We start from the raw sequence: 22,260 nt of genomic DNA on the forward strand, positions 1-22,260 counted from the left end.
CCTTGATCTGCTCTTGATCTGCTCTTGATCTGCTCTTGATCTGCTTTTGATTTTCCGACGCAGCAAGCTCAGTCACCGCCAATCGCGACTTTGGTGCAGGCTGAACGCAGGTCTTGCGCAGTGGGCCGAGCCGCAGGGATGCGGCGAGAGCGCCGTCAGGACATGGATGTCCGTTCGGCGCGGGCCCACGGAGCAAGACCGGAGTGAGGGTATTCCGACGAAGGAGGAACCAAACCGAGAGCAAGCACCCTTGGTTACTTGGGGTGCTTTTCCAAGTAACTCGCCGAAGGCGAAACAGTCTGCCCCCAGGCAGACGCCCTTGATCTCAAGGATCTTGATCTTGAGTTACTGCAAAACATCACTAAGATGCCCCAACCCCGCCAGCTCCAGCTCCTGCCGGCGAATACTGTCCAGACTCACCGGCGACTCCTGCGCCCCCGGCACCGCATGCCAGACCACAAAATCCCGCTGCACATCCAAAAACAAAAAGAAGTCATTGAACAACTCCGCCTGCGAAAACCGCCGCTCCAACGCATCGCGCAACTGCTCCGGGCGCAAGGCCCGGCCCTCGATATGCAGCGCGATGCCCCAGTCCCGATGCTCACGTCGACTGACAAACGCCACGCCCGTCGCCACCGGCCAGATCGCCGCACGCTCGGCGGCGACGTGGGCGTAAAACGCTGCTTTTTCCGATACCCGAATCATGCTCAGTCCTTCAATGGCACCACAGTAAAGTCCTGCTCATGGTCACGCTCATCAATCCCCTGACGCATGTCCGGCGGCCACCAGATCACCAACTCCCGGTCATTGGAATCCGGCCGCTTGCACGAATAACCCGAGCACCCATGGGTGGCACACCCCGCCAACGTGGCGGTCACCAGAAACAGCAAAAGCAAACCGCGCAGGTTCATCGTGTAGCCCCCTTGAGCAGCGAAGGTCGGTTCTGTTTGGCCTTGCTCGACACCTGCGGCTGGCGCAAGGCGATGTAGATTTCGCTCTCCGCCCCCGGCTGCAGCCACGCATGGGGCCAGGCGCTGACACCCATCACCCAGCGACCCCCGCAGCGGCTTTCGTCGATGCGCACCGGCTTGCTGGTGGTATTGCGTGCCACGACCACCGCAATGCCCCAATCCTTGCGGGTAAACCACTGGGAACGCTGGCGATCCATGCTCAGCCCGACACCCGGATCACACAGGCTGTCCGCTTCGAACGGCAAGGTCTCGCCGCTGTTGAAGCCCACCGGGGTCACGCCGTCGAGCAACTGGGTGAAAGCGTTCTGCACGTCACTGCGGGTGGGTTGTTCACCACCGTCGCGGCGTTCCTTGATGCGCTTCATCTGGTCATCGACGTCGTGGGGGTTGCCGTTCTGCACGTAGCGCGCCGGATTGATCTGATCGCCGATCAGCCGCGGCGTCAGGATGAACAGGCGCTCACGCTGGTTCAGCTCACGAGTGCGGGACTGGAACAGCAGCTTGCCGATCACCGGGATGTCGCCCAGCAGCGGGATTTTGTTGACCTTGTCGGTGGTTTCCAGCCCGTGGAATCCGCCGATGACCAGCGAGCCATGCTCGGCGATCACCGCCTGGGTGCTGACGTTGCCCTTGCGCACCGCCGGCTGGTCTTCGTTGATTTGCGAGGTGTCGATCTGGCCGTCTTCGATGTCGACGATCAGCTGCACTTGGGATTTGCCGTTCTGGTCCAGGGAGCGCGGAATCACCTGCAAGCTGGTGCCCGCCGTGATGGGCACAATGTCGGCGACGCGTTCGGAGGTGGCGGTGAGGTATTCGGTGCGGCTGAAGTCGATCACCGCCGGCTGGTTTTCCAGGGTCAGAATCGACGGATTGCCGATCACCGAGGCCGCGCCGTTGCCTTCGAGGGCATGCAGGTCTGCCGAGAACTTGCCGGCGTCCTGAATGAACAGCGTGGTGCTGGTGCCTTGATCGAACAAGTTGGCGCCGCCGCTTACGCTGCCGCCTTTGAAATTCCAGCGGCTGGACAGCTGAGCCAGCTCGTTGCGATCGATGTCGAGAATCACGGCATCGATCTCGATCAGGTTACGCGGCGTGTCCAGTTCCTTGACCAGCTTCTCGTACATCGCCCGGCGCTTGGGCAGGTCATAGATCAGCACCGAGTTGTTGCGCACGTCGGCGCTGACGCGGATCTTCGAGCGGCTCGCCGATTCGCCGGACGACCCGCCGCGCTTGCCCTTGGAACCCAGCACCCGATCCAGCCCCTGTTCGATGGCGCCGGTGTCAAAGCCCTGGCTTTGCATGCCGCCGTAATTCAGGCCCGAAGACGTGTTGACGCCGCCCGCAGATCCCCCTGCGCCGCCCTGCCCTTGCAGCAGATTGACGCCATTGATGGATTCGCCTCGGGAACGGCTTTCCAGCAGTTCCTGAAGAATGCTGGCCACGCCGGCGACGGTGAGCTGTTGATCGCGATAACGAATGGTGCGGTCGGCGGCGTTGGCATACTTCAGCGGCAGGACCACGATGTCCTGCTTCTCGGCTTTTTCCGGGGCCTCGACCTTCTTGCTGTAACTGCGCACGAAGTCGACGTACTTGGCCGGGCCGCGCACCAGCACCACGCCTTCGTCGGGCAATGCGCCCCAGCCGAAGCGTTTGTCCAGCAGGCCAACATCGGACAGCGCCTGCTGCAGGTCATCGACCGCTTCCGGCGACACTTCGATGCGCGCCGAGGTCTGCTCGCTGGTGGGGCTGATGTACAGGGTTTCGTTGTAGACGAACCACTGGAAGTGATGCTCCTGACCCAGCCGGTCGAGGAATTCCTGGGGGTTCTGCGCACGAATGCGCCCATCCAGGGTGCCCGGCATCGCCGGCATGTCCAGGCCGATGCCGAACTCCTTGGCGAAGTCTGCCAGCGCAGTCGCCAGCTCGGTCTGCCGCGCGTCGTAGGCGTAGGCGGTGTGTTTCCAGGCGTCAGGCACCGCGGCCAACGCCGGCGCAGCGATGCCGATCATCAGCAAAGGCAACCACATTAAGGCCTTGCGCATTTCACACTCCCGGTTGCCAGGTTTTGAGGGTCGAGCGGGACGACGAGGCGGTCGCGCTGCGAATCGAGGTTTGCATGAGGCTGAGCATCGCGGCGCGCTGATTGGCCAGGCGTTCGAGACGTTCGAGCAGTTGCGTGGGATTGCAGGGGTCGGGAATCCAGCTCACCAACACCACGCAGCGTGTGTCGGGGTCGATGGCCAGCCCACCCTCACAGGCACAGGCCACGCCGGCGCCGCCCTGGGTGAGCACCGCGTCAAGGCGCTGCGGGTCGCTGCCGTCATAGGGATCGAGCACATCGAGGCTCAGGCGAATGCCGTTGCCCGACACCGCCAGTCGCGCATTGGCGTCATCGATCCAACAGTCCAGCGGCGCGAGCGGACGTCGCTCGCACCACTGAGCGAGGATCGCGCTGAATTCACTGAATTCCATCGATGATCGCTTTGGTGATGCCGTGTTTGGCGCGCAGCCCTTCATTAAGAATCATGTTGGCGACGTTGGTCTGCTGCGAGGCATCGCTGAACGCCTGGAAGTCTTCCATGGTGCCGCTTTCCGAGGCGGTTTCGGCGGCGTCCTGCATATCGTCCTGGGCGCGGGAATAGGAGTGATCGAGGTGGTTTTGCAGGGATTTGAAACTGATCATGCCGGTGGCTCCAACTGAGGGATTCAACCCCTGAGTGGAACCTGCGGCCGCTCCGGTTCCATGAACCGTCACAACCGGGTCAAGAAAAACTCATGAAGGCGCCGACGATCCCACAAGACCACGGCGCAGGCTGTCCCAGTCGATGTCGAACGCACCGTTGGCGTCGCTCAGGCGCAAGGTCTGCGGCGCCAGCACCGGGTCACCTTTTAGCTGCCAGTGATCGGCGAAGCGACTGGCCGACAGCCACTCACCGAGGCTGTCGAGCATGTCGGGATGAGCGCTGAGCACGGCCCTGGTTTCGACGGTCTGGCCGGCGGCGAGATTCCTCATCAGCGCGCGAGTGCGTTCAGCGAGTGTGGTCTGGTCGAGCAACTCGGCGAGCGCCTCGTTGAGCAAGGTTTCCACGGCCTTCATGGATTCCTGCGCCAGGGCCGATCGCTGCTGCTCCAGCTGCTGAAGAAAACCGTTGGCGCTGTCCCAGAATTGCGCCAGCGCCTGGTCCTTTTCGCGCTGGGCCTGGGCGTGGGCGGCCGCCAGAATCTGCTCGGCTTCTGCGCGGGCATTGTCCAGCACTTCAGCGGCGAGCACGGTACCGGCCAAGTCTTCGCGACGCAGGATGTCGGTGACCAACACGGCGGAAGAAGACAACACGAGACGACGCTTGGCGAGCATGTTCAGCTCCTGAAAAACAATGAGGTAACGGCAATCATCAAGGCGTCGTCACCCGCCATAACACCGAGTGCCACAGGGTTTGCAGCTTGTTCTCGGGCAGCGCTGCGCCGGGCGGCGGCAGGGCATCCGGCGCCCAGGACAGGCGCAGCCGCGACCAGCACGGCTCACCCGCCCACGCCGCAAGCAACAGGCGCGCATCGCTCACCGAAGCGTCCAGCCACAACCCGGGCCGCAACGCCTTGGCCACCGCCCGACACCAGGGCTCATGCACCTGCCCGGCGTCGTCAACGCTCGCCTCCCCGCCCTGGCCGAAACAGATTCGGCCCGCCAGAGACAGCGCCCGTTGCTGCTGCGCTTCATCCAGTTGCAGCCATTGCATCAGCGATTCAACGGGCGGTGGCGGTTGGCTCGGGACCACACCGACGCTGTGCAGAAAGACGTTGTGTCGGGTGCCGAGCAGCTCGGCGCAATCTTCGCGGGTCACGCCGCAATGGTCGGCAAACACATTGAGCCAGTCGGCATGGGCCCATTCCCAGGGCGCACACCACCAACGAATCCAGTGCTCCTCGGCGCCTGACATTACGCCCGCACCGGCATGCTCGTCCGGGCACTGCGGCGCAGGCCGATGCGTTGCAACAGCGCATTGCGCCAGTCGCCGCGCAGGATCAACACGATCAAGGCAATCAGCAGCAGCGCGGCAAACGGCGCGAGCCACAGCATGCGATTCCAGAAGTCGAGGTTGGCGCTGTCGATCAGAAACGGCCCGAAATTCACCAGCCGTTCGGTGTCCTGAAACTCTGCCGCCGGCACGAACACGATGGCGAATTTTTTAGAATCCAAGGGCTCGCCGGACATCCCGGGGATGCTGCTGGCGACCATCTGCTGGATACGCCCGCGCACGCTGTCGGGATCCAGGGCCGAGGTGTGTTTGATGAACACCGCCGCCGACGCAGGCTGCACCGGCTCGCCCGGCGCGATGCGTTCGGGCAGCACGACATGGACGCGGGCGACGATCACGCCGTCGATCTGCGACAGCGTTGCTTCCAGCTCCTGGGACAAGGCGTAGATGTACCGCGCGCGCTCTTCCAGCGGCGTGGAAATCACCCCTTCCTTCTTGAAGATTTCGCCCAGGCTGGTGCGCGAGCGACGCGGTAGACCGGCGGCATCGAGGATCCGCACGGCGCGATTGATCTCGGCGGTCGGCACGCTGATGACCACGCCGGTCTTCTCGCTGCGCTTGCGCGCGTCGATGTGCTGGTCGGCAAGGCTGGCGATTACGTCGTTGGAATCCTGCTCGGACAGCCCGGTAAACAGGTCCGTGTCATCGCTGCACCCGCTGAGCAGCAGCATCAGGCAGATCAGTCCCGCAGTCAGGTAGTTCACGGCATGCCTCTACTGCAGATTGGTCAGTTTATCGAGGGCCTGAGCGCTCTTGCTGACGACTTTGGTGGTCAGCGCCATCTGCAGCGAATACTGCGACAGCGACCGGCTCATCTGGGAAATTTCCAGCGGGTCGTCGGTGGTGGACGCACGTTTCATCTTGCGTGCGGCTTGCTGCGAAAGCTTGTCGGTGGCGCCAAGGCGTTCCGACAGCGCGCTGGCGATCTGTTCCGACAAATGACTCTGCTGCATCGACAGCTCGGGACGCATGGCGGCATTGAACAGATCGACGTCCGCCTGCGAAGGCCCGCTGACCAATCCCTGATCCAGGCGCGGCTCAAGATCGGTGGACGGCGATTTGAGTTGATTGACATTGGAAAGGGTCACGGGTGCTCTCCGGCAGACGGTGTCGAGGGTCGCGGCTGGGTTCAGGACAGGCTGTTGCTGGTGTTACCACCGCCCACCAGTGCCGAGACGAGGGCGGAAGCGGCCTGGACCAGCATGTTTTGCTGATCGTGCTGAGCGAACGGATTGGGCTGCCCGCCTGCGCCGTTGACGCCGGCACCGTTCTGTTCAGCTTCCAGCCCTTTCTTGATCAGGCCGCTGAGCAGTTGCCCCAGGTCCTGGGTCACGCTATTGGTGGCACCGCCGGACTGTGACGCATCGTTCATCGGCGTACCGAGGCCGCCGCCGACGCTGGCGTTGACGCCCTTCTGCAGCAGGTCACCCAGCAGTTGGCCGAGGTCCTGAGTCGCGCTGTTCGGGGTCTGCGCAGCGCCGCCCGATGGATCGGTGGGCGAAACGCTGCCGAGTGGCGACCCGCCGCCGGCATCACTGAGGCCGTTCTGTTCCTGACCGAGCTGGCTGCCCAGCGAGTCCAGTGCAGAACGAAAGGCAGCCGTTTCTTTGCCGTCGAGGAAATTGTCGCCCTCAGCCGTGAGTTCGTTCTTCCAGGAGCCCGAATCCGGCGCCGGGAATTTCTGCGGATCCTGAGCGGTGCGCTGGTCCATGAATTCGGCGATTTTTTCCAGCAGCGGCATGTCGCCCTTGGAGAAGGTCGTGCCTTGATCCGTTTTGGTCAGCAGGTCATCCAGTGACGCCTTGGCCAGACCATTGAGGGTCTGCGACATCAGGTCGGGCGCGCCGGCACCTGCCTGGCCTGCATCGGCCGCAGCACCAAAGTTTTCGCCCAGCTTGTCTTTGATCAGGTCACCCAGGGCAGCCTTGATCATCTCCGGATTGCCGCCGATCAGCGACGCCAACGGGTTGTTCTTCTCCATCTGCTTGCCGACCATCTGGCCCAGCGGCGACTCCTTGTCCAGGTGCCCGCCTTTGGTCAGCGCCTGAGCGAGCTGATCGATGACATCCTTCAGCGACTGCGGGGTCTTGTCGCCGCCCAGCGCGGGTTGGGAAACCACGGTACCGATGTGCAGGTTTTGCAGCGGATTGGTATTGGCATTGAGACTTAGCATGAGACCTCCATCCTCAAGTGGATGCCCCCTTTTTCAGAGGGCGCTCGGACCGATCAGTAGCTGATGCCCTTGGCGTTCTGCGCCTCGGCACTGATCGCTTTGTTGGCGCTGTCTTCCTTGCCGGAACGGATGGCGCTGAGGACGTCGTTGGTCTGCTTGCGAATGTCGGCTTCGGTCTGCATGGCAATCAGGCGCGCCTGGCTTGCATCGGCCTTCTCGGTAGCGGCGTTTTGTGCAGCTTCGGCCTTGGAAGGGGCGGCGGACTCGGTGATCTGGTTTTCCTGCTTGACGTTGGTCACAGCGCTGGCTGCCTGCTGAGTCATTTGCCCGCCCGCGTTGATCGCGCTGTTGGCGAAGCCACCGACCATTGAGATTGGATTCATGTCGAACACTCCTGAGTCATCACCAGCGAAAGTGCTTGGTGCCAATGGGTGGCCCGGACCTCGGGATCGGTTCCGCATGGGGCTCAATAAAATTCGGAATGTTCACGCACGCTGCGGACAGGGACGTGTCGACGAGCCTGTGTCGCCGGAAGCCGCGCGGTGGGCGAAGGTCAGACGTCGAGTTCTTTCATGCGGTGGTAGAGCGTGCGACGGGGAATGTCGAGCTCCTGGCTCACGGCCTCGACGCTGTTGTTGTGACGCTTGAGCGCGGCCTGGATCAGCGCTTTTTCGATCACCCGCAGCTGCGATTTGAGCCCCGATGATTCGCCCTCCTCCCCGGACTCCCCGCCCAGCAGCGGAAAGCCCATGACATGACGCTTGGCCGCTGATTTCAGTTCGCGGATGTTGCCCGGCCAGTCATGGTTGAGCAGGACGTGACGCAGCACGCCGGTGGTCTCGGGCACCGAAATACCCGACTCCTGCGCCGCCGCCTCAGCGAAACGGGCGAACAGCGGAAGGATGCGGGCCCGCTGCTCGCGCAGGGGCGCCAGGGTCACGGTCAATACGTTCAGGCGGAAATACAGATCCCGGCGAAAACGCCCCTGTTCAACCATCTCGTCGAGGGAGCGCTGGGCCGAGGCGATGACGCAGACATCCAGTGCAATGGGCGTCGTCGAGCCAAGCCGTTCGACGGAGCGCGTTTCCAGCACCCGCAGGAGTTTGGCTTGCAGGCTGAGGGGCATGCTGTCGATCTCGTCGAGGTACAAGGTGCCGCCCTGCGCGGCCTCAATGTAGCCGACCCGCGCCCGGTCAGCGCCGGTGTAGGCGCCGCTGACCACGCCGAACAATTCGCTCTCGGCCAGGGATTCCGGGATGGCCGCGCAGTTCATCGCGACCAGCCGGCCCTTGCGACCGGACAGCGCGTGAATCCGGCTGGCGACGGTGTCCTTGCCGGTCCCGGTTTCGCCTGACAACAACAGGTCGATCCCCAACTGACCGAGACTGCGGGCGACCACGCGCAGGTTCGGCACCTGATGGTCGTCCTCCAGTTGCTCATCGAATAACTCGTACACACTCATCCACGACCTCTGGCATTTCAGGGTTGCGCGACATTGGCTGCGCGAGATTGGCTGCGAGGCGTCCATTGCGAAACAGCGCGTTCGGTGCGGCAGGTATGTGTGAGACGCTGGGCAGGACTCGCTTTCGTGGGACCGGCTTTAGCCGGGAAGGCGTCAGGCGTTACACCACACGATTGATACTGAACACACTGGCCTTTTCCCGGCTGAAGCCGGTCCTACGAAATCGCCGCTTCTTGCGCATCGTTCATGCCCAGCTCTTTCATCCGGTGATATAAGGTGCGCCGGGGAATGTCGAGCTCCTGCACCACCGCTTCCAGGCTGTGCTTGTGACGCTTGAGTGCGTCTTCGATGAGCATCCTTTCGATGACCCGCAGCTGGGTCTTCAACCCCGTTTCCTGATCGCGATCCGGAGGGGCATCGCCGCCCAGCAGCGGGAAACCCAGCACGAAACGCTTGGCCGCGGATTTCAATTCGCGAATGTTTCCCGGCCATGCATGGCTGAGGAGCAGCTGCACCAGACGATTATCCAGCTCGGGTACCGGGCAACCGAAATCGGCGGCAACTTCCTGGGTGAACTGGTCGAACAACGGCAGGATCTGTTCGCGACGCTTGCGCAAGGCTGGCATTTGAATGGTCAGCACGTTGAGCCGAAAAAACAGGTCGCGACGAAAAAGCCCTTGTTCCACGAGTTCATCCAGAGGCCGCTGCGCCGAGGCGATGACCCGAAGGTCCACCGGAATGAAGTCAGTCGAGCCCAGTCGCTCGATGCCTCGGGTTTCCAGAATCCGCAGCAGCTTGGCCTGCAGACTCAGTGGCATGCTGTCGATCTCGTCAAGGTACAGCGTGCCGCCGCAGGCCGCCTCGATGTACCCCTCCCGAGACCGACTGACGCCGGTATACGCGCCGTTCACCACCCCGAACAGCTGACTCTCCGCCAGGGATTCCGGAATAGCGGCGCAGTTCATACCGATGAAAGAACCTGTCCGACCGGACAGGTCATGAATACGTTTGGCCAGCGTGTCTTTGCCTGTTCCCGTCTCCCCGCACAGCAGCAAATCCATACTCAGGTTTGCGGTATTCAATGCTATCTGCTGGATATCCAGCGCTACAGTTTCAGGCTGACACGGACAGTCGCTTACATCGATTTCTTCTCTCATCGATACCTCTTGTAGTGGGGCAAGCGATTTATTAATACCACGCATTCCAAAGGCAGCAATAATTAATTTTAGTTCCCCGGCGTCGCGAGACATACCTCAGTGATAGCACTTTGACTTTATTGAACGATACCAACTAATTATCTGCGAAACATTCAAACGGCTATTTCAAATTATCCCTTGCCCCCGACTGGGCGATGACTCACGCGGGAGAGCCAAGGGCCCGGACTGCCTGGCGCGTGCATCACAATAGCTTAACAATCAGCGGGTTATGCTCTGCCATGGTGCACTCCGTACTGAATGGCGAGGTTGGTCCTTCCCTCGCGTCACCGTCAATCGTCAAACTTGTTAATTAAGCATGCGTAAACCTGTATCTATCGAAGGGCCGCGATTTAACTCGACTTTGTAAATATATGACCCAAGGACCACTTACTAAACCTCGCTAACTCGCTCACCTCATATCGCGTCACCTCATTGAGCTTATATACCACTTCGCAAAATCATCGAAGTGCCCAAAACATTTAAACCTAATTGATTAGTTATTAACGCTGCTAGTTTACCTGTGTTCGGAAATCCGACCGTCTCAACTCGGTTTTCCGAACGCCATTAACTGTACTCTCGCGTATAGGCCTAGAACCCTTGAATCTAGCGGGTCGGGCAAAAAGCCGTTGTTCATCCGGACTATTAAACGCACAGCAAAGGTCTGCGCGTGGACACTGACTGGATAATAGGATCCAACTACGCACTGTCCCGGATGATCGCTCCGCAGGCAACGCCAATTAACCCACAGCCTTTATCCGCCCACCGCCATGGATGTTTCTAATTGTGTCTTCAGCGGCAACCGGCCGCGATGTATCAGCGCTTTTACACATCGCCCGAAAGTTCGGTGAGATTCGGGTTAATTGATTGCGTGAATAAGTGCCAACCGACTGATCCGAGGGTGGAGAAAGGCTGAACAGCAGGCGAGCAGGAATGTGTCCGGGCCGACACACGACGGGTTCATTGCTGCCAAAAATAGGCCCCAGGCGGACAATCGCCTGGCGGACGCGTTGTGTCAGGGACGAACTGTACCCGCTGGGACGGCAGCAGTGCTGACCGCCAGTGCCTCGTTACCGGGCATGACATCGTCGGTCATCTTGCCGAGGGTGGCAGAAAGCTGCTCGAACTGGTCACGGGGCACCAGCACGCGGGAGGGTCCATCGGCGGTTTTTTTGCGCAGAAACGCCGGATTGAGGTTCAACAGCACCGAGCGATCGATGCCGGCACTGACCGCGAGGCGCTCAAGGTCCACCGGCCGCGCCAGCTCCAGCACCGTGAAATACGGCGCATTGGCCACCGGGCTGAGCTTCACGCCATAGCTCTCGGGTTCGCGCACCAGCAACGACAGCGCCAGCAGGCGCGGCACGTAATCCTGGGTTTCCCTGGGCAAGCTGAGGTGCCAGTAATCCGTGGGCAGACCTCGGCGCTGATTCGCGTCGATGGCCCGACTCACCGTGCCCTCCCCCGCGTTATAAGCCGCCATCGCCAGCAGCCAGTCGCCGCCGAACTGGGTGTGCAGACGGGTCAGGTAATCCATCGCCGCTTTACTGGACGCCACCACGTCCCGCCTACCGTCATACCAGGCGGTCTGACGCAGGTCGAAATCACGTCCGGTGGCCGCCATGAACTGCCACAGCCCCGCCGCGTTACGGATCGAATTGGCTTTGGGGTTGTAGGCGCTTTCGATGATCGGCAGCAAGGCCAGCTCTGCCGGCATCGCGCGCTGATCGAGGGTTTCGACGATGAAGTGGAGGTACGGGCTGGCCCGCTGACTGGCATTGCGGATGAACCCTGCATTGCCCAGCAGCCAGTCGCGCTGGCGCACGATGCGCTCGTTGACGCCGTTGTCGTCGGCCAGGCGGAAATCCTGTCCCATCCGCTGCCAGATATCACTGCCGTCATAGGGTTGCGTCGGCCGTGAATACGCCACCGGTTCTGCACTGCGATGGAGCCCCGCCACCAGGCGCGGCGTGCGTTCGGTACTTGCCTCGGGCGGCCCGTAAGACTGGCAACCGGTACACAACATCGCGACAGTCAGTGAAGCAATGCGCATCGGGCGAATGACACGCAAAGCGCCCGGATACGGGCGGAAGGCAGGCGGCATGGGAGGTCATCCTGAGAGGTTTATGCTGTGTGGCACGGCTGCCTGAACGGTTCCGTGGCGAGGGGCTGAATCGCGGAAAGTTCACGCTTCGGCCGGGCTGACAACGCCGACCGAAGCGGGTGAACGCTGGGGTTACGTCGGCCGATAGCTGCCCGCCCCCGTGGCCGCCATATCCCTCAATGACGGCGTGTCGCGCTCGGCCGTCAACTGCCCTTCCAGTTTGTAGCCCACAGGTGCCTGCTGGGCCTCGGCGTAGTCGAAGGTAATCTCGCCGCGCAGCCGCTCGACACTCAGGTTGCTGCCGCTGCGAAAATTGGTCCATACCCCCGGCAAGGTGAACGAGTCTTCCTTGGCCGCATTGCGGAACACCGAAATGCTCTTGATGCGCAGGTTTTGCTCATTGTCCAGAATCCTCTTCAACCCGGCGTCGGTGAGTGTCCCGGCGATGGCCTGTTGATCGATCTCGGCCTTGGCATCGTCCGTCACTTCCAGTTTGATCTCCGCCCGGGTGGTGCCCCGGCGGTCCTGCAGCTCCTTCAGCAACCCGGCCAGTTGCGGGTCCTGACTCATCAGGCCGGCGATTCTCTCGGCGTTGCCCGGGTTGGTCGTCCCCCCAGCCAGGCGCGCACCGGATCGGTGGCGCGTTTGCTGTTGCTGGCGCGGTCGATGCGGTTGACGTTGCTCTGTTTGGTGGTGAAATCCATGGTCGTCATCAGCCGGGTGTTTTGATCCGCCGCCCTGTCCTGGCGCTGGGTCTGGCTGAGGCTGTTGAGCGCCGCGTACTGCGCATTGGTCAACGGTTCGGCGAACGGGATCGTCACCCTGGCGTAGGTCGAGGCCAGCGCATCCAGTTGCGCCTTTGCGTCCTTGCCCGACAGGTCGGGCGCCTCGATCAGCGGAAACGCCTTTTCCAGTGTACTGGCCAGTGCTTTGGTCTCCGCCGGCAGCAACGGCAAGGTGTCCTTGAAACGGATATCAAACGCTTTGCCGGTCTTGTTCTCCACCACGACGCTGGCAGTGACACCCGTCGGTACCCCGCCCGACAGAAACACGTGGTTAGGCTGCGAGCTGAAGGCTGCATCGAACAGCCGCGCATAGGCAGTCGCGCCGCCCTTCTCCAGAAAACGCACCCTGTTGTCACTGCGGATGTCGGTGCGCAAACCGTCCGACCCGCGCCCTTCCACCCGCTCTCGCTCGTAGCTGGCCAGGTTGGCGGTGCCCACGGCGCCTGCCGAGACACGCAAGAAGCCCTTGACCGGCTTCGCGCCTATCTGCCCTGCATTGAGCCGGTATTCGGCGCCAAGGTTAAGGTCCACATCGGCGTTGTGCTTGGTGCCGGTGCGCACTTCCTGCTCGGAGCTTTCATCCAGGAAAGACAGGGGATGCAGCCGGCTGGCCACCGCCCCCTGCGCGTCGCCACTCTTTTGCAACGGTGTGCTGGTCAGGTCGCGCACGAAGCCTTCGATGTCCTCGTCGCGCACGAAAAAACTCAGCGCGTTGCTCTCGGTGTATTTGTATTTGAGGTCGGCACTGACGCCTAACCAGCTGCCGTTCTGTATCAAGTTGGAGGAGGTGTCCTGTTTCGGCGCGGCGTGATCGGCAAAGCCCGCGCCGAAGCCAATGTTGCCGCCGCCGGCCACGGCGCCGTCGCGGTTCATCGAGACCTTGAGGCCGCGCTCGTACCGGGTGAAGGTCAGGCCGTAAGTACGCTCCGGCTCGACGTTGACCCGTCCGCCCAGGTACGCAGGTCCTGTGACCGGGCCGCTGACGCCAGCGTTGACGTTGCCGGCATAGTTGCGACTGATTTTCAGGTTCTCCCGGGGTTTGAGCTGACGCAGCGCCGTGCTGAGCTCTTCACTCATGCGCGCGGACGGGACGTCCATCCCGGCGCGCAGGTTCTGCGTCATCGGGTGCTTTTCATCGCGGAAGTATTTGAGCATCGTCTTGCTGGCGTCGTAGCTGGCCTCAAGTTCCGTGTGGCTGCGAAACCCGGCGTCGGTGTATTTCTTCAGCGGCGCGTTGGCGTATTCCTTGGCGTACGTCTGCTCAAGGGTATTTGCCACGCCATCGAGCAGCGCGTTCGAGGCATTGCCTTCGCGGGCGGCCGCCGTGAGCAGGTCAAGCTGTTGATTCAACTGAAAGAGCACATCGGCGTTAAGCGCCAGCCGCGCCTTGACCAGCGCCTGCGCATCCCCACGGTCGCGATCACCCTCGGGCTTGCGATGGCCGACCTGAAAGCGCTGGGACGTCAACTGTTCAAGTAACCCGTTCAGCGGTGTCCCGGTCACGCCGGAAACCGCCAGGGAGTGCGCCAGCCCGGCAACCATGTCATTGGCAACCGGTTTGGACGGCGTGAAGGTCGGGTTGTCCTGCCCGTCGCTCATCAGCACGCCATGGTCCTGGGCCAGCGAACGCAGCAACCGCTCGGTGTCTTCGGCAACCGCTTGGGTGGCTCGCTCTATGACGTCGGCGAGCAAGTCAGCCTTGGGGTTCTTGATGAAAGCGCCGTTGCCGCGAATCTGCTCCAGTCGCTCGCTCATCGCCGGGACCCTGGACGTGGGCCTCGTTCTCCAGCGTTGATCCAGTCGCGCCAGCATGGCCGATTCGGTTTGATAGACCTCCGCCAGACCTTTACGGCCCTTAAAGGCATGAGTGGCCTTGTCGAACGGCTTGCGCAGGCCCGACCCGACGCGCAGGTGCGACCTCAGGTAGTTCAACGGGCCGGGCGTGGCTTCCCGGGGCGTGACCGTTTCCATGTTCGCCCGCCCCAGCACGGCAGCGTTGACCTTGAGATTGCCGTGGCGGGTAAACCGACCCAAGGCGTCTTCGCGATCGGCGAGGCGTTGATGCAAGGCATGCTGTCGGGTCAACTTGGCGTCCTGCGGCGCAGGCGCAGTCAGGCTTCCATCGGCACCCAATTGCTGCTCGGTGGTGCCATGCTTCAGCAGCAACGCCCCATCGGGGGCAGTGCGAATGCTGTCCACCGAGACACCTGCTGGGAGATTCGGCTCAACCAGTTCCCAGGCGGACTGATCCTGATGATGAACCCCCAAGCCCTGCTTGCCGCCCTGCCAGTGCTGCGCCGCCATGCGAAACAGCGCGCCGGCCTTGAGCACGTAGAGATCGCCGCCCGCGATGGTCATGTCCTGGATGTGACGTTGGTCGACCTCATGGGGATCCGGAATGCCCAGCGTTTCGTCGTCGCCAAAGCCCGGCAACGGCGGCAGCGCCTGGCGCGTGCCTTTCTGGTCGTGGGCGCGCAGGTGTCCGTCGCTCAGGGTGACGTAACGATCATCGTTGAGCACCGCGATTTTTTCCGCGACAACATCGTGGGCGCCCCGAAGTGTCGCGCCCGCTTTCACCTCGGTGCCATGCCCGATGGTGAGGTCCGGGCCGCTGCCCATCGTTCGCGACAGCGCCTGGGCCTGCACCGCCAGACGCTTGACCGCCCCTTCTTTGTCGACCACATAGGCGAAGCCATCATTGCCCTGATGCAGGTCTTGCAGATTCGACTCCGAACCTTTGCTCCACTCGTCGGTTCTCGGGTCCTTCACCAGCAGCTGACCGTCTTTGTGCGCCACGCTGCCACCGTCCAGATGGATCATCTCGTGGGCGTCGGGTACCAGCGTCGGCAAATTCCGTTGCTTGACCACCGCCGTGGACTGACTGAGGTTCCAGCCCGGCACGAAATCACCCTTGGTCGCGTCCCATTGCGCGGTGTGCTCCTTGCCATGAACGTCCTTGAACCGCGCGTTCAAGTTGCCGGCCTGGTCATTGAACAGACCGCTGAAGGTCAGCTTGCCAAACTCCGCGATCGCCAACTCCGTCGCTGCATGGGGCTGTAGATTCAGTGTGTCCGGCCACGGGTCGCCAGTCGGCAACCGACCTCTGTACAAACGCCCGCCGCCGTCGACCATCAGTAAATGGGATCCGGCGGTACCGATGGCTGAAGGCTTGTCGGCTTTTTTATCACCCAACGGCGCGTTGTTGAGGGTCAGTTCCGTGGAGCGACCTTCCGGCTCCTCCAGGTGAACAGCCCCGTCGTGGGTCGACACCCCCAGCAACTCGTTGCCTTGTACGGCCGTCGCACTGACCGGATGGGCAAACATCACGCGCGTTGGCTGACTGTCGCCCAGCTTCCAGACAACACCTGCTTCATCGAGGGCGTGGACATCGTTGCCATCAAGGCTCAATGATTTGAATTTGCCCTCGTGGCCATCGGGCAGTCCGGCGGCGTGCCAGCTGGCGTCGCCGCCAAAGCGGAAAAGCTGCTTGTCATGAAGGGTCCAGACGTCCCTGCCAGCGCCCTCGAAAATGCCACTTTTCTGAGCCAGATGACCTTTGTCGAAGGGGATCGGTGGCGGCGTGCCGCCGGCGCGATGAGGCCTGGAAGCAACATAGGCATGAACGGTATGCGCGGACGCATCGGCTCTGACGGCAAAGCCCTGGGCGTCGATCAACTGACCGCCCGGATGATGGGCAAACGACTGGCCCGGCTTGTTGAGGATCTCGCTCAACAGGCGCTGTTCGTTGTCCAGCCCTCCAATGGTCGCCCTGTCGCTGACCTCCACCCGCCCCTGCGCGTTGACCGCCAGGGCGAGACGAGTCGGTGGGCCCAACGGCTGCAGGGGAACGCCGGGGTTTGGTCCGGCGGCAGGCTGCTGCGCGCCGTCATGGCGGCGAAAGACCGAGGCACCGAAGTGTTGAAGCGATCGCAACGGGTTATCAAAACGCATGAGCAGGCATCCATGGAAGCGTCCGCCTGTGTGGCTGCCGAGGCCCGGAGGGTTCCCACCACATGGAGCGTTTTTACCTGCCGCCTAGCGTGCTCCCTCTATAAGGAAGCTCGTTCTTCACGAATGCATCACCTTGTCGTGATCGCGAACGCTGTATTTCACCACGCCCCAGATCAGCAACTCGTCGCCTTCCATGACGTAGCGCGGCGGGTATTTGCTGTTCTCGGATTTGAGGATGACCTCGTTGCCCCTCATGTGCAGGCGCTTGCAGACCGGTTCGGTATTCAGCGCGGCGATGACGATGTCGCCATGCTCGGCATACAGGCTGCGGTCGACAATCACGAGGTCGCCGCAATAGATGCCCGCGCCCTGCATGCTGTCGCCTTCTATTTTCACGAGGTAGACGTGGGGCGCGCGGATGTCGAACAGCTCGTCCAGCGAGATGTGCCGCTCGATGTGATCGGCCGCCGGCGAAGGAAAACCCGCCGGCACCTGAAAGGCGTAAAGGGGAAACCGTTCGCCCGCTGCCGACAACCGGCCAAGGATGGTGACACTCATGAGACTGACCTTGTGTTTGTTAACTGTACGTATATACAGTTAACGTTCTCAGCCGCGTGCGGTCAATCTGGTAGGCAGGAAAATTCGACGGGTGACACATGTGCGGACGCTACTCGATCTACGAGCCAATGGACCATTACCTCAAGACGCTGGCGCCAGAGCAGTTGGTCATCAACGGCTATGATCTCTGGCCCATCGAGCGTTACAACGTGGCGCCGACCACCCGCGTTGAAATCATCCGGCCGGTCGCTGACGGCCTGAGCGTCGACAAAGTACGCTGGGGCTGGTCGCCCTCCTGGGCAAAGGGCAAACGGCCCGACCCGATCAATGCGCGGGTGGAAACCGTGATGACGGGCAAATTCTTCAAAGAACTGTGGCCGGAAGGTCGCGCGCTGGCGCCGGCCAACGGCTGGTTTGAGTGGGTCAAAGACCCGAACGACGCAAAGCGCAAACAGCCTTGGTTCATCCATTTGAAAGACCGACAGCCTATGTACTTCGCCGCGCTGGGACAGGTCAGGCCCGGGCTTGAACCGGACGAACGCGACGGCTTCGTCATCATTACGGCTGCGAGTGACGCCGGCATGCTCGACATCCACGACCGTCGCCCGCTGGTGCTGACGCCGGCGCTCGCTCGGGAGTGGATCGATACGCAGACGCCGGCATCACGGCTTGCGCAAATCGCTCAGGACGGTTGCCGACCGGTCAGTGATTTTCGCTGGCACGCGGTGGGCAGGGACGTGGGCAATGTGCGCAACGACGGCGCCAGGCTGATCGAGCCCCTGGAGGGGCCCGATCTGGCAGAGAGTCAAACCACGCTCGACTTTTGATCGCTGCATTGCGCGGTCAAACGTTGCACGACAGCTGCGTGATCAGAGCGTCCACTTCACCGAGAACATCAGGTTGCGCGGATCGCCGTAAACGCCGGTGCCGGACTCTTTCGGGATGCCCTGCCAGTAGCGCTTGTCTAGGAGGTTGTTGACGTTGACCCGGCCGTCCCAGTGCTCGTTCAGCTTGTAGCCGGCCATCAGACCGACGATGCCGTAAGCGTGCTGGTCCGCCTGACCGTCGCCGACGCGGTTGAAGGTTTTGCTCTGGGCCAGCACGTCTGCCCCCACGCGCCATTTGTGCAGCTCGCCGGGCAAGGTGTAGCTGGTCGCGGCTTTGAACAGATGCTTCGGCTGCTCGGGGGCGAACAGTTTGCCTTCGTTGCTTTTGATGCCGTCTTCGACAAACTGGCTCAGCACGTAGGTGTAGGACGCCGAGACCTGCCAGTCCGGCGTCAGCGCGCCGCTCAGCTCGGTGTCGATGCCGCGGCTGCGCACCTTGCCCGCCGCGCCATAGCAACTGGTCGCCGGGAAGCCCGGGCAAGTAGCGGCGCTTTGATTTTCCTCCTGATAGGCGCGGTTCTCTTGCTCCATTTCAAACAGCGCCACCGAGGCGTTCAGCGCACCGTCGAAATACTCACCCTTCAGGCCGATCTCGTAGTTTTTGCCGGTCATTGGCTTCAGCACCGAGCGCGATGAATCCGTCTCGGTCTGCGGCTTGAAGATTTCGGTGTAACTGGCGTAGGCCGAGTATGTCTCGTTCAGGTCATAAATGACGCCGGCGTACGGCGTGACTTCGCGGACCACCTTGTAATCGCCATCGCCCACGCGGTTGTCGTAGTCATACCAACTGACGCGGCCGCCGAGGATGACGTGCAGCGGGTCGATCGGGTTCAGGCGCGCGGCGGCGTAAACGCCTTCTTCGGTGGCGGCGTTGCGGGTTTCATACAGGCTGGTGTCGACGTCAGGTTTGGGCAGTGAATGGGTCGGGTTGTAGAGATCGATCGGCGTGCCATCGGTCCAGCCGCCCCACTGGTGAAACTTCTCCTGCCGGTGACTCACGCCCACGACCAGCTCATGCTCGCGACCAAACATCTGAAACGGCCCGCTGAGGGAGGCGTCGAGGTTGGTCTGGTCATCGTCGTCGCGATACTTGCCGTGGTATTGCTGAAAGCCCAGACCGTCGTAGTTGCCGATGTAGCTGGAGAAGGTGTCTGCTTCGGCCCAGATCTTCTGCCCGGCGAGCTTGGCCGACCAGCCGTTGTCGAAACGGTGGGTGACGTCGGTGAAGAACATGATGTTGTCTTTGTTCCAGTACGACCAGTCGTTGCTGAGGAACGTCGAACGCTTGAGGTGCAGGTCTTCGCCGTTCGGACCACTGGGCAGACCGCCCCAGTCCGAGGTGTTGTCGTCACGCTGCTTCGACGCGCCCACGGTCCAGGTGGTCGAGTCATTGAGGTCGGCTTCGAGAATCCCGTAAAAGGTCTGGCGCTGGTTCTTGCGGATGTCGGAGAAGCTCTTGTCGTCTTCGTACGCCGCCACCACGCGGCCGCGAACGGTGCCGGAATCATTGAGCTTGTTCGAGGCATCGACCTCGGTGCGGTAGCGGTCCCAACTGCCGGCGCTGGTGGTCACGCTGACCTGCGGCACGGCGGTGGGATGCTTGCGCACCAGGTTCAGCGTCGCCGCCGGGCTGCCCGCGCCGGTCATCAGTCCCGTCGCCCCGCGCACCACTTCGACGCGGTCATACATGGCCAGATCCGCGCCGGAAATCACGTCCTGGGTGTACGCGCTGATGCTGCTCGGCAGCCCGTCGTACATGATGTTGTCGATCTTGAAACCGCGCGCCAGGAACTCCTGACGGTCCGACGCCGTCCGGTGCAGCGTCACGCCGGGCGCGTATTTCACCACGTCGTTCAGGTCGTTCATGCCCTGATCGTCCATGCGCTGGCGGGTAATCACACTCACCGACTGCGGCGTCTCGCGGATGGACAACGGCAGCTTGGTCGCCGTGTTCATGGAACCCGTCGTGTAAGAGCCCGAACTTTCCGTGGTCGCCTGCCCGGCGATGCCGTAATCGGCGTTGATGCTCAGGCCTTCCAACGCCACTGCGCCCGGCGCCGAGTTGGCGCTGTCACTGCCTGATTGAGCGGCCGAGGTCGCCGATGGCCGATCGGGCAAATCCTGCTGCACCGACGCTGCGAAGGAATGGCTGGAGAAACCAAGGGCAACAAGTGCCGACAAGGCTGGCAGGGCGGGACGTAGCATCGGGTGCTTCCTGGAGAGGACGAAGGCGTGCTGATCCGCGGCACGGCACCCTGACGAGCGACGTTCCGCATGGCGAAAAGCTATGAGGGCGCCGATCGTAACAACTTTTTTATAAATTGGTAATGCAAAGCGTTATCAGGTGTTAGAGGTTCTGATTCTGTTTCGCAAGCAACTAATGGTTGCGGTCCTTGGGCCGTCAAGCACTGTGATCGGTGTGTTTCCGGGCCCTTCGTCGCAACATCACTCACCGCCGGCTCTGCGCACTCGAACATTTTCAGAGAACAGATAAATTGTCTCTAAAGATTTCCACTCAGAGGGTTCGTGCATGGCAGGTCTTTTGAGAGACGCGCCGCTTTATAGGGCGCGCGTGCCAGACGACGGCGTGCCTGGCAAAACCCCTGAAACGCCTCGCCTCATGCCGTCGCTTGTCGACCACGATTGAACAGCTTGGGCCCGAGCAAGTTTACCGTCAGACCCAGCATCACAAGCACACCGCCCGCGCATTGCAGCACGCTGAGTCGCTCGCCCAGCACCAACGCCGAGGAACTGAGGCCGACCACCGGCACCAGCAGGGAAAACGGCGCGACTTTGCCCGCAGGGTAGCGCGACAGCAGCTTGCTCCAGCTGATGTAGCCGAACAGCGTGGCGACGAAGGCCAGATAAGCCAGGGACAGCACCGAGCTCCATCCCAGATTGAGCAGTGAATGCTCAATGAGCGCTGGCCCCTCCAGCCACAACGACATGGCGAGGAACGGCAGCGGCGGAACGATCGCACCCCAGACCACCAGGGCGACGAGATCGACGTTCCCAAACCGGCGCGTGATGATGTTGCCCAGCGCCCACATCGAGGCCGCGCACAACACCAGCAACACCGCCAGCAGTGGAGTTGCGGCCCCCGTGCCCATGCCGATGAGAGTGAGCCCGCCTGCGGCGATCAATAAGCCAGCCACGCTGTACACGCGTAATTTCTCACCAATGAATATCGCGGCGAACAGCAGGGTAAAGAATGCCTGCGCCTGCAGGAGCAAGGAGGCCAGCCCCGGTGGCATTCCACGGGCCATGCTCTCGAACAGAAAGGCGAATTGGCCGAAAGAAATGGTCGCTCCATACGCAAGCAGCCAGAACCACGGCAGCTTTGGGCGGCGGATGAAAAACACGGCGGGAATCGCGACCAGCGTGAAGCGGAGCGCGCCGAGCAACATCGGCGGCAGGCCATCCAGGCCGTATTTGATCACGATGAAATTCAAACCCCACGCAATGATGACGAGCAATGCCAGGCACAGGTCTTTAAACGGCATGGGGTTCCTTGGAAGGTGACTGCAGCGCGCTGCTGGGCGAAATGGGCACGGCGAATTGTGCAGGAGCATACGGATGTGTTCAACCGGACGGGCGTTGCAGGGGGCCCGCGTGCTTTTCTCGGCGGGCCACGCCGCTATTCTGCGGCCCTGAGCACTTGCTGCCACCCATCGACGATAAATCGCCGGTTGAGTGCTACCCCTTCTAAAACCGGGAACTAACGGCTCAGGCCATTCTCGGAATAACGTGAATGGGTCTCTCTGGGAATGATGCCGGAGCAACAACCCTGGTGTAACACTGCCGCGCTGTTTCGCACATCGCAGACAGAAGCCCCGGCCGCGCCGCGCTGGAGCGGCCATCCACCCAGCAAAGGAGCCGCATCGATGGACTTTAAAGACGTAGCCGAAGTGATCACCACCAGCAGCACCTCGGGTGCCAACGATCTATTAGGCAAAGGCTGGACATTGCTTGCCGTAGTGGCGGGCAACAGCGGGCCGGATTTCGTGTTTGGCCGACACAAGGATCAACCAAAGCTGGCCGGCAAGAAAAACTCCGGCGAGCTTCTGGGCGACGCCGACCTTTAAGGGAATGCGCCGGGAAGCCAGCTGCCTCAATTGAGGTAACGACGAGCTTGACCTTCA

General features: G+C 61.9%; 20 protein-coding genes and 1 pseudogene. 2 read left to right on the forward strand and 19 right to left on the reverse strand.

All coding sequences use genetic code 11. From position 1 onward, the window contains the following. Window positions 1-345: 345 nt before the first annotated feature. From JN403_RS21470 to umuD, 17 genes and pseudogenes are all read right to left on the reverse strand, one after another. Window positions 346-705, reverse strand: coding sequence for a type III secretion protein HrpV (locus JN403_RS21470; protein ID WP_122536377.1), 360 nt, complete (start codon window positions 703-705; stop codon window positions 346-348). Between the two features lie 2 nt (window positions 706-707). Beyond that, entirely contained in the window at window positions 708-911 is a 204-nt protein-coding gene (gene hrpT, locus JN403_RS21475) for an HrpT family type III secretion system protein (RefSeq protein WP_074891941.1), read from the reverse strand. After that, window positions 908-3,013 carry a type III secretion system outer membrane ring subunit SctC gene (gene sctC, locus JN403_RS21480; protein ID WP_205484171.1) on the reverse strand — a complete coding sequence of 702 codons (2,106 nt, stop codon included), beginning with the start codon at window positions 3,011-3,013 and terminating at the stop codon, window positions 908-910. Before sctC ends, hrpT begins: the two co-directional genes overlap by 4 nt. 1 nt (window position 3,014) lies before the next feature. Beyond that, window positions 3,015-3,443, reverse strand: coding sequence for a type III secretion protein (locus JN403_RS21485; RefSeq protein WP_205484174.1), 429 nt, complete (start codon window positions 3,441-3,443; stop codon window positions 3,015-3,017). Continuing rightward, on the reverse strand, window positions 3,430-3,654 hold the full coding sequence (locus JN403_RS21490; RefSeq protein WP_065989219.1) for a type III secretion protein: 225 nt from the start codon (window positions 3,652-3,654) through the stop codon (window positions 3,430-3,432). The genes JN403_RS21485 and JN403_RS21490 overlap by 14 nt, the downstream gene beginning before the upstream one ends. 90 nt (window positions 3,655-3,744) lie before the next feature. Next, window positions 3,745-4,326, reverse strand: coding sequence for a type III secretion system stator protein SctL (gene sctL / locus JN403_RS21495; protein ID WP_205484176.1), 582 nt, complete (start codon window positions 4,324-4,326; stop codon window positions 3,745-3,747). 37 nt (window positions 4,327-4,363) lie between these two features. After that, the gene (locus JN403_RS21500; RefSeq protein ID WP_205484178.1) at window positions 4,364-4,906 is read right to left on the reverse strand and encodes a type III secretion protein; all 543 of its coding nucleotides are present in this window, start codon (window positions 4,904-4,906) and stop codon (window positions 4,364-4,366) included. Continuing rightward, on the reverse strand, window positions 4,906-5,709 hold the full coding sequence (sctJ, locus tag JN403_RS21505; protein ID WP_192174805.1) for a type III secretion inner membrane ring lipoprotein SctJ: 804 nt from the start codon (window positions 5,707-5,709) through the stop codon (window positions 4,906-4,908). The genes JN403_RS21500 and sctJ overlap by 1 nt, the downstream gene beginning before the upstream one ends. Before the next feature lie 9 nt (window positions 5,710-5,718). Beyond that, on the reverse strand, window positions 5,719-6,093 hold the full coding sequence (sctI, locus tag JN403_RS21510) for a type III secretion system inner rod subunit SctI (protein WP_065989211.1): 375 nt from the start codon (window positions 6,091-6,093) through the stop codon (window positions 5,719-5,721). Between the two features lie 41 nt (window positions 6,094-6,134). Continuing rightward, window positions 6,135-7,178 (reverse strand): harpin HrpZ family protein, encoded by a 1,044-nt coding sequence (locus tag JN403_RS21515; RefSeq protein WP_205484180.1) that lies wholly within the window; start codon window positions 7,176-7,178, stop codon window positions 6,135-6,137. Between the two features lie 53 nt (window positions 7,179-7,231). Next, window positions 7,232-7,561, reverse strand: coding sequence for a hypothetical protein (locus tag JN403_RS21520; RefSeq protein WP_163022184.1), 330 nt, complete (start codon window positions 7,559-7,561; stop codon window positions 7,232-7,234). A 170-nt stretch (window positions 7,562-7,731) separates the two neighbouring features. Beyond that, a complete protein-coding gene (locus tag JN403_RS21525; protein WP_172611489.1) occupies window positions 7,732-8,640 on the reverse strand; it encodes a sigma 54-interacting transcriptional regulator in 909 nt (302 codons plus the stop codon). Window positions 8,641-8,855: 215 nt separating this feature from the next. Further along, window positions 8,856-9,890 carry a sigma 54-interacting transcriptional regulator gene (locus JN403_RS21530; RefSeq protein WP_275900170.1) on the reverse strand — a complete coding sequence of 345 codons (1,035 nt, stop codon included), beginning with the start codon at window positions 9,888-9,890 and terminating at the stop codon, window positions 8,856-8,858. A 1,033-nt stretch (window positions 9,891-10,923) separates the two neighbouring features. Beyond that, window positions 10,924-11,937: pseudogene (locus JN403_RS21535) on the reverse strand (transglycosylase SLT domain-containing protein); the annotation flags it as partial. Between the two features lie 132 nt (window positions 11,938-12,069). Next, on the reverse strand, window positions 12,070-12,507 hold the full coding sequence (locus tag JN403_RS25825; protein WP_205484184.1) for an AvrE-family type 3 secretion system effector: 438 nt from the start codon (window positions 12,505-12,507) through the stop codon (window positions 12,070-12,072). After that, a complete protein-coding gene (locus JN403_RS21545; protein ID WP_205484186.1) occupies window positions 12,507-16,673 on the reverse strand; it encodes an AvrE-family type 3 secretion system effector in 4,167 nt (1,388 codons plus the stop codon). Before JN403_RS21545 ends, JN403_RS25825 begins: the two co-directional genes overlap by 1 nt. A 117-nt stretch (window positions 16,674-16,790) precedes the next feature. Beyond that, window positions 16,791-17,231, reverse strand: coding sequence for a translesion error-prone DNA polymerase V autoproteolytic subunit (umuD, locus tag JN403_RS21550; RefSeq protein ID WP_122625290.1), 441 nt, complete (start codon window positions 17,229-17,231; stop codon window positions 16,791-16,793). A 98-nt stretch (window positions 17,232-17,329) separates the two neighbouring features. On the opposite strand from umuD, the gene JN403_RS21555 reads away from it, so the two are divergent. Then, window positions 17,330-18,058: an SOS response-associated peptidase family protein gene (locus tag JN403_RS21555; RefSeq protein ID WP_205484188.1), complete on the forward strand. Its 729-nt coding sequence runs from the start codon at window positions 17,330-17,332 to the stop codon at window positions 18,056-18,058. Window positions 18,059-18,100: 42 nt separating this feature from the next. Here the strand turns inward: JN403_RS21555 and JN403_RS21560 are convergent, their stop codons facing one another. Together JN403_RS21560 and JN403_RS21565 are read right to left on the reverse strand one after the other, a co-directional pair. Continuing rightward, window positions 18,101-20,323, reverse strand: a complete 2,223-nt coding sequence (locus JN403_RS21560) for a TonB-dependent siderophore receptor (protein WP_205484190.1) — start codon at window positions 20,321-20,323, stop codon at window positions 18,101-18,103. A 413-nt stretch (window positions 20,324-20,736) separates the two neighbouring features. After that, window positions 20,737-21,621: an EamA family transporter gene (locus tag JN403_RS21565; RefSeq protein WP_122536361.1), complete on the reverse strand. Its 885-nt coding sequence runs from the start codon at window positions 21,619-21,621 to the stop codon at window positions 20,737-20,739. 381 nt (window positions 21,622-22,002) lie between these two features. On the opposite strand from JN403_RS21565, the gene JN403_RS21570 reads away from it, so the two are divergent. After that, the gene (locus tag JN403_RS21570; RefSeq protein ID WP_205484192.1) at window positions 22,003-22,203 is read left to right on the forward strand and encodes a hypothetical protein; all 201 of its coding nucleotides are present in this window, start codon (window positions 22,003-22,005) and stop codon (window positions 22,201-22,203) included. Window positions 22,204-22,260 lie beyond the last annotated feature (57 nt).

This window comes from Pseudomonas sp. 15A4 (genome assembly GCF_016925575.1).
Taxonomy (GTDB): Bacteria; Pseudomonadota; Gammaproteobacteria; order Pseudomonadales; family Pseudomonadaceae; genus Aquipseudomonas.

What these genes read in the sequence shown, in the direction of transcription:
- JN403_RS21470 (WP_122536377.1), bottom strand. Translation starts at nt 705, where the DNA reads ATGATTCGGGTATCGGAAAAAGCAGCGTTTTACGCCCACGTCGCCGCC.
- hrpT (WP_074891941.1), bottom strand. Translation starts at nt 911, where the DNA reads ATGAACCTGCGCGGTTTGCTTTTGCTGTTTCTGGTGACCGCCACGTTG.
- sctC (WP_205484171.1), bottom strand. Translation starts at nt 3,013, where the DNA reads ATGCGCAAGGCCTTAATGTGGTTGCCTTTGCTGATGATCGGCATCGCT.
- JN403_RS21485 (WP_205484174.1), bottom strand. Translation starts at nt 3,443, where the DNA reads ATGGAATTCAGTGAATTCAGCGCGATCCTCGCTCAGTGGTGCGAGCGA.
- JN403_RS21490 (WP_065989219.1), bottom strand. Translation starts at nt 3,654, where the DNA reads ATGATCAGTTTCAAATCCCTGCAAAACCACCTCGATCACTCCTATTCC.
- sctL (WP_205484176.1), bottom strand. Translation starts at nt 4,326, where the DNA reads ATGCTCGCCAAGCGTCGTCTCGTGTTGTCTTCTTCCGCCGTGTTGGTC.
- JN403_RS21500 (WP_205484178.1), bottom strand. Translation starts at nt 4,906, where the DNA reads ATGTCAGGCGCCGAGGAGCACTGGATTCGTTGGTGGTGTGCGCCCTGG.
- JN403_RS21515 (WP_205484180.1), bottom strand. Translation starts at nt 7,178, where the DNA reads ATGCTAAGTCTCAATGCCAATACCAATCCGCTGCAAAACCTGCACATC.
- JN403_RS21520 (WP_163022184.1), bottom strand. Translation starts at nt 7,561, where the DNA reads ATGAATCCAATCTCAATGGTCGGTGGCTTCGCCAACAGCGCGATCAAC.
- JN403_RS21525 (WP_172611489.1), bottom strand. Translation starts at nt 8,640, where the DNA reads ATGAGTGTGTACGAGTTATTCGATGAGCAACTGGAGGACGACCATCAG.
- JN403_RS21530 (WP_275900170.1), bottom strand. Translation starts at nt 9,890, where the DNA reads ATGTCTCGCGACGCCGGGGAACTAAAATTAATTATTGCTGCCTTTGGA.
- JN403_RS25825 (WP_205484184.1), bottom strand. Translation starts at nt 12,507, where the DNA reads ATGAGTCAGGACCCGCAACTGGCCGGGTTGCTGAAGGAGCTGCAGGAC.
- JN403_RS21545 (WP_205484186.1), bottom strand. Translation starts at nt 16,673, where the DNA reads ATGCGTTTTGATAACCCGTTGCGATCGCTTCAACACTTCGGTGCCTCG.
- umuD (WP_122625290.1), bottom strand. Translation starts at nt 17,231, where the DNA reads ATGAGTGTCACCATCCTTGGCCGGTTGTCGGCAGCGGGCGAACGGTTT.
- JN403_RS21555 (WP_205484188.1), top strand. Translation starts at nt 17,330, where the DNA reads ATGTGCGGACGCTACTCGATCTACGAGCCAATGGACCATTACCTCAAG.
- JN403_RS21560 (WP_205484190.1), bottom strand. Translation starts at nt 20,323, where the DNA reads ATGCTACGTCCCGCCCTGCCAGCCTTGTCGGCACTTGTTGCCCTTGGT.
- JN403_RS21565 (WP_122536361.1), bottom strand. Translation starts at nt 21,621, where the DNA reads ATGCCGTTTAAAGACCTGTGCCTGGCATTGCTCGTCATCATTGCGTGG.
- JN403_RS21570 (WP_205484192.1), top strand. Translation starts at nt 22,003, where the DNA reads ATGGACTTTAAAGACGTAGCCGAAGTGATCACCACCAGCAGCACCTCG.